Annotated in this window: 16 protein-coding genes; 3 read left to right on the forward strand and 13 right to left on the reverse strand. The window is 64.6% G+C overall.

Annotation, left to right across the window (positions count from 1 at the left end; translation table 11 throughout):
* Positions 1 to 4: 4 nt before the first annotated feature.
* Together cobF and LT40_RS06770 are read left to right on the forward strand one after the other, a co-directional pair.
* A complete protein-coding gene (cobF, locus tag LT40_RS06765; RefSeq protein ID WP_043193392.1) occupies positions 5 to 760 on the forward strand; it encodes a precorrin-6A synthase (deacetylating) in 756 nt (251 codons plus the stop codon).
* A gap of 257 nt (positions 761 to 1017) precedes the next feature.
* On the forward strand, positions 1018 to 3078 hold the full coding sequence (locus LT40_RS06770) for a hybrid sensor histidine kinase/response regulator (protein ID WP_043188006.1): 2061 nt from the start codon (positions 1018 to 1020) through the stop codon (positions 3076 to 3078).
* A gap of 60 nt (positions 3079 to 3138) precedes the next feature.
* Here LT40_RS06770 and LT40_RS21665 read toward each other — a convergent pair whose 3' ends face one another.
* From LT40_RS21665 to LT40_RS06785, 4 genes are all read right to left on the reverse strand, one after another.
* Entirely contained in the window at positions 3139 to 3282 is a 144-nt protein-coding gene (locus LT40_RS21665; protein WP_156463138.1) for a hypothetical protein, read from the reverse strand.
* 169 nt (positions 3283 to 3451) lie between these two features.
* A complete protein-coding gene (locus LT40_RS06775) occupies positions 3452 to 4390 on the reverse strand; it encodes a class I SAM-dependent methyltransferase (RefSeq protein WP_043188009.1) in 939 nt (312 codons plus the stop codon).
* 37 nt (positions 4391 to 4427) lie between these two features.
* Positions 4428 to 5315, reverse strand: coding sequence for a YghX family hydrolase (yghX, locus tag LT40_RS06780; RefSeq protein ID WP_043188010.1), 888 nt, complete (start codon positions 5313 to 5315; stop codon positions 4428 to 4430).
* An 84-nt stretch (positions 5316 to 5399) separates the two neighbouring features.
* Positions 5400 to 5609, reverse strand: a complete 210-nt coding sequence (locus LT40_RS06785; protein WP_043188013.1) for a DUF6434 domain-containing protein — start codon at positions 5607 to 5609, stop codon at positions 5400 to 5402.
* 166 nt (positions 5610 to 5775) lie between these two features.
* On the opposite strand from LT40_RS06785, the gene LT40_RS06790 reads away from it, so the two are divergent.
* The gene (locus tag LT40_RS06790) at positions 5776 to 6432 is read left to right on the forward strand and encodes an alpha/beta family hydrolase (protein ID WP_043188016.1); all 657 of its coding nucleotides are present in this window, start codon (positions 5776 to 5778) and stop codon (positions 6430 to 6432) included.
* A gap of 57 nt (positions 6433 to 6489) precedes the next feature.
* Here the strand turns inward: LT40_RS06790 and LT40_RS06795 are convergent, their stop codons facing one another.
* The 9 genes from LT40_RS06795 to LT40_RS06835 all read right to left on the reverse strand — a co-directional run bounded on the left by LT40_RS06795 (position 6490) and on the right by LT40_RS06835 (position 14323).
* On the reverse strand, positions 6490 to 8055 hold the full coding sequence (locus LT40_RS06795; RefSeq protein ID WP_043188019.1) for a methyl-accepting chemotaxis protein: 1566 nt from the start codon (positions 8053 to 8055) through the stop codon (positions 6490 to 6492).
* A 145-nt stretch (positions 8056 to 8200) separates the two neighbouring features.
* On the reverse strand, positions 8201 to 9079 hold the full coding sequence (locus tag LT40_RS06800) for a metal ABC transporter substrate-binding protein (protein ID WP_043188023.1): 879 nt from the start codon (positions 9077 to 9079) through the stop codon (positions 8201 to 8203).
* A complete protein-coding gene (locus tag LT40_RS06805) occupies positions 9080 to 9979 on the reverse strand; it encodes a metal ABC transporter permease (protein WP_043188025.1) in 900 nt (299 codons plus the stop codon).
* Entirely contained in the window at positions 9979 to 10728 is a 750-nt protein-coding gene (locus tag LT40_RS06810; protein WP_043188028.1) for a metal ABC transporter ATP-binding protein, read from the reverse strand. Before LT40_RS06810 ends, LT40_RS06805 begins: the two co-directional genes overlap by 1 nt.
* The gene (locus LT40_RS06815) at positions 10725 to 11654 is read right to left on the reverse strand and encodes a metal ABC transporter substrate-binding protein (RefSeq protein WP_043188030.1); all 930 of its coding nucleotides are present in this window, start codon (positions 11652 to 11654) and stop codon (positions 10725 to 10727) included. The genes LT40_RS06810 and LT40_RS06815 overlap by 4 nt, the downstream gene beginning before the upstream one ends.
* Before the next feature lie 26 nt (positions 11655 to 11680).
* Entirely contained in the window at positions 11681 to 12244 is a 564-nt protein-coding gene (locus tag LT40_RS06820) for a DUF6162 family protein (protein ID WP_043188033.1), read from the reverse strand.
* The gene (locus LT40_RS06825) at positions 12241 to 12576 is read right to left on the reverse strand and encodes a hypothetical protein (RefSeq protein WP_043188035.1); all 336 of its coding nucleotides are present in this window, start codon (positions 12574 to 12576) and stop codon (positions 12241 to 12243) included. Before LT40_RS06825 ends, LT40_RS06820 begins: the two co-directional genes overlap by 4 nt.
* Positions 12573 to 13112: a hypothetical protein gene (locus tag LT40_RS06830; protein WP_043188037.1), complete on the reverse strand. Its 540-nt coding sequence runs from the start codon at positions 13110 to 13112 to the stop codon at positions 12573 to 12575. Before LT40_RS06830 ends, LT40_RS06825 begins: the two co-directional genes overlap by 4 nt.
* Positions 13109 to 14323, reverse strand: a complete 1215-nt coding sequence (locus LT40_RS06835) for a PepSY-associated TM helix domain-containing protein (RefSeq protein ID WP_043188039.1) — start codon at positions 14321 to 14323, stop codon at positions 13109 to 13111. The genes LT40_RS06830 and LT40_RS06835 overlap by 4 nt, the downstream gene beginning before the upstream one ends.
* Positions 14324 to 14356 lie beyond the last annotated feature (33 nt).

Below are 14356 nucleotides of genomic sequence, written 5' to 3' on the forward strand. Positions count from 1 at the left end.
ATTCATGAAAACACTGCTCATCATCGGCATCGGCGCCGGTCATCCCGAGCACATCACCGTGCAGGCGGCGCGTGCGCTGGCGCGGGTGGATGTGTTCTTCCTGATGGACAAGGGCGAGCACAAGGGCAAGCTCAATGCCCTGCGCCGCGAGATTCTCGAGCGTCATGCCACACCCGGCTCGTACCGGCTGGTGGAAGTGCTGCAGCCCCAGCGTCCGCTCGGGTCGGATTATCGGGCGTCGGTGGATACGTTGAATGCGCACAAGCAGGCGGTCTTCGAGCGGTTGCTCGATGACGAAGTGGCCGACGGGGAGTGCGCGGGGGTATTGGTGTGGGGCGATCCGTCGCTCTACGACAGCACCTTGCGCATCGTCGAGGCGATCGCCGCCGACGGTGGGCGAGCGCTGCGCTATGAGGTGTTCCCCGGCGTGACCAGCATCCAGGCGCTGACGGCCGCGCACCGAATCACCCTCAACAGCATTGCCGGCGCGGTGCAGATCACTACCGGTCGACGCCTGGCGGCAGGGATGCCCGATGGGGTCGATACGGTGGTGGTGATGCTTGATGCGCACGACGGCTTCAAGGCCTTGATCGGGCAGGATCTGGACATCTATTGGGGCGCCTATGTGGGGACGGCTGATGAAGTGCTGCTGAGTGGACGGCTGGATGATTTGGCTGAGGTGATCGCCCAGGCGCGGCAGGACGCTCGGCGCCGGCATGGGTGGATCATGGACAGTTATCTGCTCAGGCGGCGTACCTGACACTGCGCGGTGCGGCCGGACGCGGCTCGCGCCGCTGCTACAAAGCGAGCGGCGGGGGTGGTGTAGCAGCGGTGCAAGCCGCGTCGGCGGATAAGGTGATCTGTCTGATACCCCGCGGTGCGGCCGGACGCGGCTTGCGCCGCTGCTACAGGGCGGCGGGGGTGGTGTAGCGTCGGCGGATTTTGCGTCTTGCGGGCTTGTATTACCTAAACGCGAAGGTCACCATCAGCGCACCTTGCGTTCCGCTGTGAGCCGATATGCCGACCCAGCCTCCCGAACACCCTTGCGACCCCTGCGCACCTGAAGAGCCGCGTGCTGCGGATGCCGCCGAGCGCTTGCAGCTGGCCCTCGACACCGGGGCGATCGTAGGCACCTGGGTCTGGGATGTCGCGGCCGATCACTTCAGTGCCGACGACCGCTTCGCCCGCACCTTCGGGCTTTCCGCCAAGGTATGTGCGCAAGGGCTGGCACTGGAGGAGGCCATGGCCAGCGTCCACCCCCAGGATCGACCCCGGGTCGAGGCGGCCGTGTTCGAAACGCTGGGCAACGGCGGGCATTACCGCTGCGAGTACCGAGTCCTGCAAAGCGACGGCAGCTACCGCTGGATCGAAGCCAACGGCCATGTGGAATTCGACGCAGCGGGCCGGCCACAGCGGTTTCCCGGTGTGCTCCTCGACATCCAGAAACGCCGCAGCGCCGAGGCCGAGCGCGACCGCATGACCCACCTGCTGCGCACCTTCACCGCAGCCGTGCCGGGCGTGGTCTACGCCAAGGATCGCCAGGGCCGCATGCTGGTAGCCAACCGCGGTACCACCGAACTGATCGGCAAACCGCCCGAGCAGTACATCGGTCGTACCGATCTGGAGTTTCTGGAAGACAAAGTCCAGGCCCGGGTGATCATGGAAACCGACCGGCGCATTATGGAAGGCCGGCACACCCAGGAGGTGGAAGAAGAGGTCCGCCTTCCTGACGGCACGGCGGCAACCTGGCTGTCGCTCAAGACGCCCCTGCTCGACGAGGAGGGCGAAGTCATCGGCCTGATCGGCTCGTCCATCGACGTCACAGCGCGCAAGAAGGCCGAGGCTGCGGTGCTGGAGCTCAACCAGACCCTGGAAGAACGTGTACGCACCGCCATCGCCGAACGGGAAAAAGCCGAGGAGGCGTTGCATCAGGCGCAGAAGATGGAAGCTGTGGGCCAATTGACCGGCGGTATCGCCCACGACTTCAACAATCTGCTGGCCGGGCTATCGGGGAGCCTCGAACTGATGCACATGCGCCTGAAACAGGGGCGCACCGATGACCTGGAACGCTACCTCAACGTGGCCCAAGGCGCGGTCAAGCGCGCCGCCTCGCTGACCCATCGCCTGCTGGCTTTCTCTCGCCGGCAGACCCTGGCCCCGGTGCCGACCGACGTGAACGCACTGATTCGTGGTCTGGAAGAACTGGTGCGGCGGTCGGTGGGCCCGTCCATCGAAGTGAGTGTGCGCGATACCGACGCATTGTGGACGGCCCTGATCGATCCGACGCAGCTGGAAAACGCCCTGCTCAACCTGTGTATCAATGCCCGCGATGCGATGCCCGCAGGTGGCCGCATCACTATCGAAACCGCCAATCGATGGTTGCCCCACAGTGACGCGTCCAATCAGGAAGTCCAGGCAGGTGAGTACCTAGTGGTACAGGTCACCGACAACGGTACAGGCATGACCGATGAAGTGATGGCCAAGGTCTTCGAGCCGTTCTTCACCACCAAGCCAGTCGGGGAGGGCACCGGCCTGGGGCTGTCCATGATCTACGGATTCGCCCGGCAATCCGGCGGGCTGGTGAAGATCACGTCACGGCCCGACCATGGCACCACGGTGAGCCTGTACCTGCCCCGGCACAATGCCGGCATCGAGGCGGAACCGCTCGGCGCCAGTCGGGTATCCATCGATACGGGCGGCAGCGGCGAAACCGTGCTGGTGGTGGACGACGAAGCGTCGGTGCGCGGCTCGGTGGCCGAGCTGCTGGAAAGCCTGGGTTACGTCGTGCTGCAGGCCGCTGACAGTGCCCAAGGGCGTGACCTCCTGCAATCGGCGGCACGGATCGACCTGCTGGTGACGGATGTGGGCCTGCCCGGTGGCCTCAATGGTCGGCAGATGGCGGAACTGGGGCGTGCGGCCCGACCGGGCCTGCCTGTGCTGTACATCACCGGCTACGCACAGAACCTGGCACTGGACCAATGCCACCTGCAGCCCCGTACCGAGGTGCTGACCAAGCCATTCGCCCTGGAAGCCTTGAGCGAGCGCGTACGCGCGTTGATCACCCAGAGCCTTGGGTAAAACATAATCTGCGCCCATGAAAAAGCCCCGCCTTGGCGGGGCTGCTCACTGCCGGCCGACTCATCGGGTCAATCTGGCATTCAGGATCGCGTCGCGTACCAGCGGACGGCAGGCTTCGACGAAAGCGATCAACTGACTGGCCGGGATCGAGCCCAATGCGCTGACAGGGGTGTGGCGGATGGTGTTATATTCCTGCGCTGACATGGCGGATACCTCTCAAGGGTTTCATTCGATGTGTCATCCGAGCCGCCGGGACTCTCACCTCCCGGGGGCTCTCCTTTACTTGGTTCGCCGGCCAGGTAAAAGCGTTCAATAATTAAGATGGCCAGTCGCCGTACGGTATGTTAGGCCCGCACAGCGTGCTCGTCGCCATTCACCCTTGCACGAACACCAACGCCTTGAGGCCGCTGGCCGGATCGATGTCGACGAATTCCGGCGGGTTTTCCAGGCGTTGCTGCAGACGCAGGCCCGACGCCTCGCGGCGCAGTTCCTCGACGAGAAACTCAGGCCCCAGTGCCGGGTCGTTCATGCAGGCCAGCACCACACCTGATTCGCTGAGCAGCTCCGGCAGACGGCGCAGCACCCGCTGGTAGTCCTTGGTCAGCAGGAAGCTGCCTTTCTGGAACGAAGGCGGATCGATGATGACCATGTCGTACGGGCCATCCCTGCTGACTCGCGCCCAGGACTTGAACAGATCGTGCCCCAGGAAGCTGACCTTGCTCAGGTCGTGGCCATTGAGGTGATGGTTCTCACGTCCCCGGCTCAGGGCGGCGCGCGACATGTCCAGGTTCACCACATGGGCGGCGCCACCGGCAATGGCGGCCACGGAGAAGCCACAGGTGTAGGCGAACAGGTTGAGCACGCGCCGGCCCTCGGCGTTTTCGCGTACCCAGTCGCGGCCATGGCGCATGTCGAGAAACAGCCCATTGTTCTGCTTGCGCCCCAGGTCGATGCGGTACTGCAGGCCGTTTTCAATCAGGATCGCCTGTTCATGTGCGTCGCCGACCAGCCACTCAACGTCGCTGGCCGGTAGATAGCGGTGTTGCAGGGCCAGGCTGCACGCGCCGCTGCTTGCCCAGACGGGTAATGCGCCCAGCTCGGTCAGCAGACGCTGCAAGGCGGCCAGTTGGTCGGCTGGCGGTTCCTTGAACAGCGACACCAGCACGATACCCTGCAGCCAATCCACAGTCAGTTGTTCGAGCCCAGGCCAGCGCCGCCCGCGGCCATGGAACAACCGGCGGGTTTCCACCGGTGGCTGGGCGAGTGCTTGAAGCAGGTTTTGGTGCAAGGTGGCGAGGGCGTCGGCGTTCATGGAAAAGGTCACGGCTGCAAAGGGCCGGCATTCTACGTCAGCTCAGGTACTTTTCGAACCAGCCCAGCGTACGGTCCCAGGCCAGGTCTGCCGCGGCCTTATCGTAGCGTGGCGTGGAATCGTTGTGGAAGCCGTGATTGGCGCCGGGATAGATGTACGCCTCATAGGTCTTGCCTGCGGCTTTGAGCGCCGCTTCGTAGGCCGGCCAGCCTTCGTTGATGCGTGTGTCCAGCTCGCCGAAATGCAGCAGCAGGGGTGCCTTGATCTTCGCCACGTCCTTGGCGTCGGCCTGACGGCCATAGAACGGCACTGCGCACGCCAGCTCTGGATAAGCCACCGCTGCCGCATTGGACACACCACCGCCATAGCAGAAGCCGGTCATGCCGACCTTGCCGGTGGCGCCCTCATGCTGCATCAGCCAGGGGATCGCAGCGAAGAAGTCGTTCATCAGTTTGGTCGGATCGACCTTTTCCTGCAGTGCGCGGCCCTTGTCGTCGTTGCCAGGGTAGCCGCCGACCGAGGTCAGCCCATCGGGCGCCAGCGCCATGTAGCCAGCCTTGGCGACCCGTCGCGCGACGTCTTCGATATAGGGGTTCAGGCCACGGTTTTCGTGCACCACCACCACGCCGGGGACCTTGCCGGTGGCCTGTGCCGGCCGCACCAGGTAACCACGGACCTGGCCGTGGCCGTTGGGCGACGGGTAGGTGACGTACTCCGCCACGATCTGCGGGTCGGTGAATTCGACCTGCTGGGCCAACGCGTAGTTGGGGCTCAGGCTGGCCAGCAAGGCACCAGCGGTCAGGCCGCCGAAGGTGAACAGGGCCGCGCGGTCGAGGAACTCACGTCGGTTGATCTTGCCGTGAGCGTAGAAGTCGTACAGATCGAGCAGTTCGGGGGAGAAGTCTTTGGCACTGAGGCGATCCATCGGGTACTCCTGTCGCAGGACACTGGGCGTTGAGGGTTGCACTCATTAAAGCAGCGTTTTGCCACCCGGCCACCGCTTCATGCGTCAGCGCCGATGCATCAGCTTCCAGTGATCTGCAACCTGGCCCATCGTCTTGGCTTCGCCACTCTTGAGCCAGGCCATGAAGGCCCGGTCGAAATGGAAGCTGGGACCGCAGGCTTCGGTCAGGAAGCGCCGCACGTTCTGGGTATTGCGATAGCCTCGGTCCAGTGGGGTGTAGCGGGTGATCGGCGCGCTGTGCCAGTCGAAATTCATGAATCGCTATCCTTCGCGAAAAGAGGGGGGCGGTGGGAGTGCCACACGGTGGTGCCGCGCATGATGACTCAGTGTACCGCCATCGTGCACCTAGCACTGTTCCTGTGCCACGTTTTGCCTCAGAGTTCGGAAATCGTCAATAGTGCCAAACACCGATGGAAGGCTGATGAGCGAAGACCAGTGGACCCAACGCATGCAAGACAACGGCTGGCTGTGGAACCCGGCGCAAACCGGCGCGCAGGCGCCGTGCCTGATCCTGGCGCACGGCGCCGGCGCGCCCATGGACAGCCCGTTCATGAACGCCATGGCCGAGCGTCTGGCGGCCGGCGGTGTCAGTGTGGTGCGCTTCGAGTTTCCCTACATGGCCCAACGCCGCAGCGGTGGCAGCAAACGCCCACCCAGCCCCCAGGCAAGTTTGCTGGAAAGCTGGCGACAGGCCTATGCGCTGGTGCGTCCACTGGTGACCGGGACCCTGGCAATAGGGGGCAAATCCATGGGCGGACGCATGGCCAGCCTGCTGGCGGACGAATTGGGCGCCGATGCACTGGTGTGCCTGGGCTATCCGTTCTATGCAGCGGGCAAACCGGAGAAACCGCGCGTCGAGCACCTGGCCGATCTGCGCACGCCGACCCTGATCATCCAGGGCGAACGCGATGCGCTGGGTAACTGCAAGACAGTGGCAGGCTATGAGCTGTCGGAGGAGATCGAAGTGTACTGGCTCAGCGCGGCTGACCACGACCTCAAGCCTCTGAAGGCGTCGGGGTTCACCCATGATCAGCACCTTGAAACCGCTGCCGACCGGATCGTGGCCTTTCTGTCCTGAAGAGCTGTCCTGATTCGCGTGCCGCCGTGCAGGCGGCGCCGCGAATCCAGAGGCCGATCAGCGGTTGAAGCGCTCCACCAGCGAGTACTGGCTGTTGGCGGTCTTGGTCAGTGCTTCGCTGAGCAGTGCCGAGTTCTGCGCCTGTTCGCTGGTTTCATCGGCCAGGTGCGAGATGGTGGTGATGTTGCGACTGATCTCTTCGGCCACCGCGCTTTGCTCTTCGGTAGCGGCGGCGATCTGCGTGGTCATGTCGGTGATGTTGGCGACTGCCTCGCTGATGCCGATCAATGCGCGGTCCGCCTCCAGCACACGGGCCACGCCATCTTCGGCCTGCCGGTGACCGGCATCCATGGTCTGCACGGCATTGTTGGCGGTCTGTTGCAGCTTGGCGATGAGCCCGTGGATCTGCCCGGTCGACTCACTGGTACGCTGCGCCAGCTGGCGGACCTCGTCGGCGACCACGGCGAAGCCGCGGCCCATCTCGCCAGCACGCGCGGCCTCGATGGCCGCGTTGAGTGCCAACAGGTTGGTCTGGTCGGCGATGCCCTTGATCACATCGACCACCCCGCCGATTTCGTCGCTGTCCTTGGCCAGTTGCGTCACGGTCTGTCCGGTTTCGCCCACCACCACCGACAGGCGCTGGATCGCCTCGCGGGTTTCGCCGGCGATGTCGCGGCCGCGGCTGGTCAGGCGGTTGGCCTCCTGGGTGGCGTCGGCGGTGCGCTGCACGTGGCTGGCGACTTCCTGGGTGGTGGCCGCCATCTGGTTCACTGCCGCAGCCACCTGCTCGGTTTCCAGGCGCTGGCGCTCCAGGCCTTGGGAGCTCTGGTGGGCCAGGGCGTCCGACTGCCGGGCCTGGCCGGTCAGGTGCTCGGCGGTGTCCTGCAGGCGGGTGAGGCAGGTCTTGAGGCGTGCTTCCTGGCTGAGAATCGCCATTTCCAGGCGCGCCTGGGCGCCGCGGCTGTCGGTGTACATCTGCGCGATGAGCGGATCGGAGGTGGTCTGGTCGGCCAGCTTGAGCAGGCGCTTGATGCCGCGCTGCTGCCAGCTCAGGCCCATCAGGCCCAGTGGAATCGACAGGCCGGCGGCCAGGGCGAAGCCCCACGAGGTGTCCAGCCAGGTGCCGATCATGAAGCCGACCTGGCTCACCAGAATGAAGGGTACCCAGTTCTGCAGCACCGGGATCCAGCGATCGCGACCGGGTACCGCCGACTTGCCGTTGTTCAAACGTTCATAGAGCGATTGGGCGCGGCGGATCTGCTCGGCCGTCGGCTTGATCCGAACCGATTCGTAACCCACTACCTGCTTGTTTTCCAGCACCGGGGTGACGTAGGCGTTGACCCAGTAATAATCGCCGTTCTCGCAGCGGTTCTTGACGATGCCCATCCATGGCAAGCCCTGGCGCAGGTTCACCCACATGTGTTCGAACACCGCTGGCGGCACGTCCGGATGGCGCACGGTGTTGTGCGGCGCACGAATCAGTTGCTCGCGGGTGAACCCGCTGATCTCCACGAACGCATCATTGCAGTAGGTGATCATTCCTTGGGTGTCGGTCGTAGAAATCAGGCGCTGCTGGGCAGGGAAAGTCCGTTCGCGCTGAGTGATAGGCTGATTGTTACGCATGAGTGTCCATTCATTCCGTGGGGCTTTGACAGGTTCTCGGCCAAGTCGGGAAAAGGTTGAATGGAATTTGGACGGCAGCAGGGTGGGGGGCTTGAGTGCCACGGCCACGGACGAAGCTCTTGCTTCGCCCCTGGCTTGGGGGAGGTCAGAGGGCCTGGATGACGGCGTTCATGTGCGCTTGCAGGTCGGCGATCGGGTCGTCGCTTTCTTCGGCCAGCACCAACAGCTTGCTGCCCGCAGCGGTGATTGCCGACTTGACCGCTTCGGGCGGCTGGCGGTGGTCGATGACCAGGGCGACGTCGTTGTCCTTGAGGGTCGCGCTCAGGTGCTCCAGTTGCGCGGCATCCCATTGCTCGTCGGTGAGCGCCTGGGTGGCCACCGTGTCCAGGTTGAGACCGGCCGCAAGGTAGGCGAACCGGTCGCTGAGGCTGACCACGCTGACATTGTCGGCCTTGGCCAGGCGGGCCTCGCTGTCGGCGCTGAGCTTGAGCAATTGCTGCTTGAGCGCCGCCAGGTTGGCATCGATGCGCGGCTTGGCGGCCGGTGCCAGACGCACCAGGTCGGCGGCCATGACATCGGCCATGCGCCCCATGTTGTTGCTCGACAACCACGGCTGGCTGTTCAGGCCGCCGACGCCCGGCTGTACGGCAATACCGGGCAGCACGCCATCGACCGGGCGCGCCGCGTCGATCTCGACGATACGAATGTTGCTACGGCGCGCCAGCGGGTACAGGGAATCGTCGGGCCACAGCGAACGCAAGCCGATCACGGCATCGGCGGATCCGGCCAGACCTGCCAGGGCCTCCGCGCCGCGCCCGGTGAAATAGGCATTCTGCCGGGAGCCAGGCAGGTTGGCTGCGGCTGCACGCTCCAGCTGCACGCCGCTGTCCTTGAGCAACAGCTGGCCCAGACCGTAGGTGATCGGCAGGCTGGCGAGGACTTTCACGGGCTCCGCCGCCAGGGCTGCGGGGGCGAGCACCGCACACAGGGTCAGGGCCGCTGTCAGTTTGCGCAGAATAGGCATTTATCCGATGTTCCCTTTGAGGCTGGGCAAGGTGCCGCGGGCGATGGCGGCCAGGGCGAAGGCCACGCCTGCAACCAGGATGATGGCAGCGCCGGACGGTACCGGCAGGTCGAAGAGAATTGGCAGCAGGATCCCGCACAGCGTGCTGAGCGTGGCAATGAGCACCGAGATCCAGAAGAATCCCTTCAGCGATTGGCTCAGGAGCCGCGCCGCCGCGGCCGGAATCACCAGCAGGGCACCGACCAGGATCGCGCCGATGACCTTGACCGCCGCTACGGTGATCAGCGTCACCAGGATCACGAACAGGTAGTCCAGCGCTTTCACCGGCACGCCGCGAACGGCAGCCAGCTGCGGGTTGAAGCTGGCCAGCATGATGCGGTTGTACAGCGGCAGGCTCAGGCTCAACACCAGCGCACCGACCACGGCCAGTACCAGCAGGTCGTTGCCGTTCACCGTGAGGACCGAGCCGAACAGCACGTTCTCGAGGATGTGTACGTTGATCTTGCCGGCCAGGGTCAGCAGCAGGCTGGCGCCCAGTGCCAGCGATACCGAGAGGAACACGCCGATCAGGGTGTCCGGCGCCAGGCCGGTGCGGTTACGCAGGTAATTGAGCACGATGCCGAACAACAGGCAGTAGCCGAACAGGCTGCCGTAGGGCCCGGTGTAGGGCTCGCCGAGCAGGATGCCGATGGCCACGCCGGTCAGTGCGGCATGGCCCACCGCTTCGGAAAAGAACGCGAAGCGCTTGACCACCACCAGCGTTCCCAGGCCGCCCAGCACCGGGCCGATCAGCAAACCGGCGATCAAGGCATTGACCACGAAGCCGTAGGCCAAGGCGGCGGGCAAGTAGCCGTCCGAAGCCAGGCCCTGGATGGCCAGGCGAAACTGTTCGTAGTCCATCAGGCGAGGCCTCCGGCGCGGGGATGGGTGGAGAACAGCGTCAGCAGTCGGTCCGGTGTGAGTGCCTCGGCCGGTGTGGCGTCGAACAGCACGCGGCGGTTGAGCCCGGTGACCCGGTCGGCCAGACGCTTGACGGCTTCCAGGTCATGCTCGATCCACATCACGGTGATGCCAGCCTGCTGCCAGTCCAGCAGCAGACGCTCGAACACCTGGATGCCGGCCTCGTCCAGCGCCGACATCGGTTCGTCGAGAATCAGCAGTTGCGGCGCCGGGATCAGGCCCTGCGCCAGCAGCACACGCTGGCGTTCACCGCCCGACAGCGCGCCCATGCGCCGCTTGCGCTTGTCCTGCATGCCGACGCGCTCCAGTGCTTCGCCGATAGCGCCGGCATAGTGCCTGGACAAGCCAAGAAAGGCCGGTCGACGCTGGCACATGGCGGCCATGAAATCGTCGACCGTCATCGGCAGGCCACGGTCGAACTCCAGCGCCTGGGGCACGTAGCCGATCACGCCGGGATCGCCCGGCCATTGCAGGCTGAGCTGCCCACGGTGGGGCATTTGCCCCAGCAAGGTCTTGATCAGCGAGCTCTTGCCGCCGCCGTTGGGCCCGACCAGCGCATGCACGCTGCCACTGGCCACACGGAAGCTGACGTCGTCGAGAATCAGCGTGCGGCCCAGCACCAGGCCTACCTGGGCGAAATCGATGGCAGGCCCGCTGCGGGCCAGGGCCAGGGGTTCGGCCGCGGTCATGCGCCGGCCTCCTGGATCGCCCGGACCACGGTGTCGAGGTTGCCGCCCATTTCCTTCTCATACTTGTCGGCGCTGTATTCGCCATAGGAGATATGCGAGAGCGGGTACATCTTGACCCCCGATTCGCGCTGGATGGTTTCGACATAGGTCGAGGGAAAATCCATTTCCGAGAAGATCACCTTGACGTCCAGTGCGCGCAGTTGATCGATGGTCTTTTTCAACTGGCTGGGGCTTGGCTCGATGCCGTGGGCGGGTTCGACCACTGCGGTGACTTCCAGGCCGAACTCGCGCAGCAGGTAATCGTAGGCGGCATGCACGGTTGCCACGCGCAGCTCGGCATTGGGCGCCTGGGTCAGCTTGGCCAGGGCATCGGCACGCAACGTGCGCAGGCGCTTGCCGTAGGCTCGGGCATTGGCGGTGTAGAACTTGGCGTTGTCCGGGTCGAGCTTGCCCAGCTCGCGGGCAATGTTGTTGACCTGGGCGATGGAGGCGCTGATGGACAGGAAGGTGTGCGGGTTGACCACCTTGCCGGCGCCGCGGGCCATGGTCCCGGTGGCCGCCAGCAGCGGCACGTCGGCGTTGGCCTCGATCACGGCGATGTCGGGCTTTTCGCTGGCATCGATCATGCGGTCGGCGAAGTCGTCATGGCCGACGCCGTTGAGCACGATCACGTCCAGGCTGCCGATGCGCTTGATGTCGTCGGCCCGTGGCTCATAGGCGTGGGGGTTGAATCCGGCCGGGATCAACGGCACGACTTCAGCCTTGTCGCCGACGATGTTCGCCACGTAGCTGTAGTAGGGGTGCAGAGTGATGCCGATGCGCAGCGGTTTGCCGTCGGCGGCCCAGGCGGCGGTGCTGAGCAGTGTGCCCAGGACTGCGACGGACACAAGTCGCAGCAACGGACGGCGGGCGATAGATCTGGGCATGGAAAATCCTGGGGAAGAGGGCGTATTCAATGGCGATGCTGGCGGGTGACACCGGTGTCGAACTGGGCGATGACCTGTTGCCAGCCTGCGTCGGCGAGCGTCTTGTCATCCATCTGCGAGGGTGCGCTGGCGGAAGGAGCGCGATTGATCCATACATCCGCGTCGGGGCCGTTCACCCGCAGCAGGAACGAGCCAGCCACCTCGGGCGCCTGGCTCAGGCCCACGTAGGAGTGCTGGACCATGTTCCATGCATGGCTGCCGCGGCTGACCGAGCTGGCGTCCTGGGCGAATGGCGCGAAGCCTTCGCGGGCCAACTGCGCAGGCGTCACGGGTTCGGGCTGTTCTTCGGCGAGCAGGCGCACCTCGTCCAGGGTCACGCGCAGGTCGGCATAGATACCCTGCTCGGCGGCGCTCAGGTCGCGCCGCGCATCGAGCTGATGCGACGGTACGGCCACCGCTTCGTGGCTGACCCCATGCCAGCTCACCACACCGGCGGCAGCCAGCAGGATGAACAGGCAGAGCAGGCCGACGTACAGCGTTTCATGGCCCGCCCCGGCAGGGCGGACGATGTGGGTGACGGGCGTGCTCATGGTGCCTCGATGTCGGCTTGGTCGATCTCGACGACATGGCCTGGGCCGGCATCGAACAGCACATAGAACTCGGCATCGGGGCGCTTGAAGGTCACGGTCGAATCGCTGCCCAGCTTGCCGGGCACCAGAATGCTTTCGTCATAGCCGACCACGTCCAGGGTGACCCCCGGCGCGCCGCTGCCATCGGAAAATCCTCCGGTACAGCGAATCTGCTGGTCGTCGATCTGCTTGCATTCGCACATGGGGTTGTGGGCCAGGGCGACGCTGCTGCAGGCAGCGGCGAGCAGCCCGAGCACCAGGGCAGGCCAGCGGATGAATGAAACGCGGGTCATGGTTGGGTTCCTTGACGGTTCAGCCAGGACACCGTTGCCGGTGACGCCTGGCTCAATGGAATGGAGGTTTGGTGCATGGAGCCGTCCCAGCCTTCCATGGTGATCCACAGCTGAGCATCGGCCTCGGTTTTTACCGGCACCGGCAAGCCGGCGAACATGCGGTAGCCACTGCCGAAGAAGATCACGCCCGCAGCCCGCAGGCTGCGCGGTTTGCCGATGCGCAGGTAGGTGGCCTTGACCTGGTCGATGCAGCGCTTGCACAGGGCAGCGGTGAAGTACTTGATGTCCTGGCCGCTTTCGGCGGTGGGGCCTTCGATGCGGCGCTCGGCCAGGGTCAGGCTCCAGGGACCGACCGCGATGTCGCCCACGGTGCGTTCGCCCAAACCACTGTCACCGCGATCCCTGGCGTTCTCGGCGAAATAGTGAGGCATGAAGCTCAGCGGGATGAGCACCAGCAGCACATTGATATGGAACCGCCACTTGCGCCAGAAACGCGACAGGGGCGACGGCAAAGGGGCACTGATGACTCGGCTCACAGGCTGCGCTCCGCGGTTTTGTGGGCAATAGGACGCAGATTCCCGGCGGGCATCTGTGCGGTGTCCTGGCGGCTGGTGCGCTTGAACGCCTGGGCAGTGGCCAAAGCGGTGCGTTTGCTCCAGATCATCAGGCCGCTGAGCACCATCATGCTCAGCAGCAGGCCGAAGAAGGCCCAGATCAGCTTGATCCACAGGCCACCGAAATCACCGGTGTGCAGAGGGCGCATGGACTCGGTGACGAATTCCAGGGCATTGCGGTCGCCGAGCAGGTGTGAGCTGATCAATTGTCCGGTGTAGGGGTTGATGCTGGCGGTCTGGTACATCAGTGGATACCAGCTGCGCCCGCCGACTTCCATCGGGCTGTAGGCATTCAAAGGCAGCGACACGTAGCTGGCATCCAGCCCCGGCACCTGTTGCTTGACCACGGCGATGGCCTGCTCGACCGGAATCATCGGCGCCGGGGTGCCATTGGCCACCAACGGTACGTCGGCCCGCGCGATCACCGAGGTAACCGGCGAATAGCTGGAGATGCTGATCTGGTTGTCGTAGAGGATCGCGCGGATCAGGAACCATACGCCGGTGATGGCGATCACCGCGATGAACCAGATCGACCAGATGCCGCTGAGGCGGTGAAAGTCGCCCCAGAACACTCGTGCCCCCTGGTTCAGGCGCAGGGTGGGCTTGAGGAAGCCTTTCCAGAACTTCTTGTAGACCACCAAACCGGTGATCAGCGACACCAGCAGGGGCAGCCCCAGGAACGACACCAGGTACCAGCCCCACGAGAAACCGTTGGTGAAGGGCACCAGCCACCAGCCATGCAAGGCACGGGTGAAGGCCGGGAAGTCGAACGCCGGGCTTACGCCCTGCAAGACGCCGGTGTAGGGGTTCACGTAGACCGTTGGCGAGCGGCCGTCCGGGTAGGTGACGCTGGCGTTGACCGCGAAGTAGTCGCCATCCGGGTGGGTCAGGTTGCTGACGCGTAATTCGGGGTGGTCGCGCTGGATGGCGGTCATCAACTGGTCGTAATTCAATGGCTGGGCATCGTCGGACGGCTTGTTGGCGCGCATTTCCGGGTTGATCAGCCACATGATTTCGGTGCTCACCACGGCCAGGGTGCCGGTCACGCACACGATCAGCACGAAGAACCAGATCGGCAGGGCCAACCAGCTGTGCACGAGGAACCAGATTTTCGAGCGGGATTTCTTCGACATTGGAAAACGTTCTCGATTCGAGAAGCCGGTTGC

Source organism: Pseudomonas rhizosphaerae, from assembly GCF_000761155.1.
GTDB lineage: Bacteria > Pseudomonadota > Gammaproteobacteria > Pseudomonadales > Pseudomonadaceae > Aquipseudomonas > Aquipseudomonas rhizosphaerae.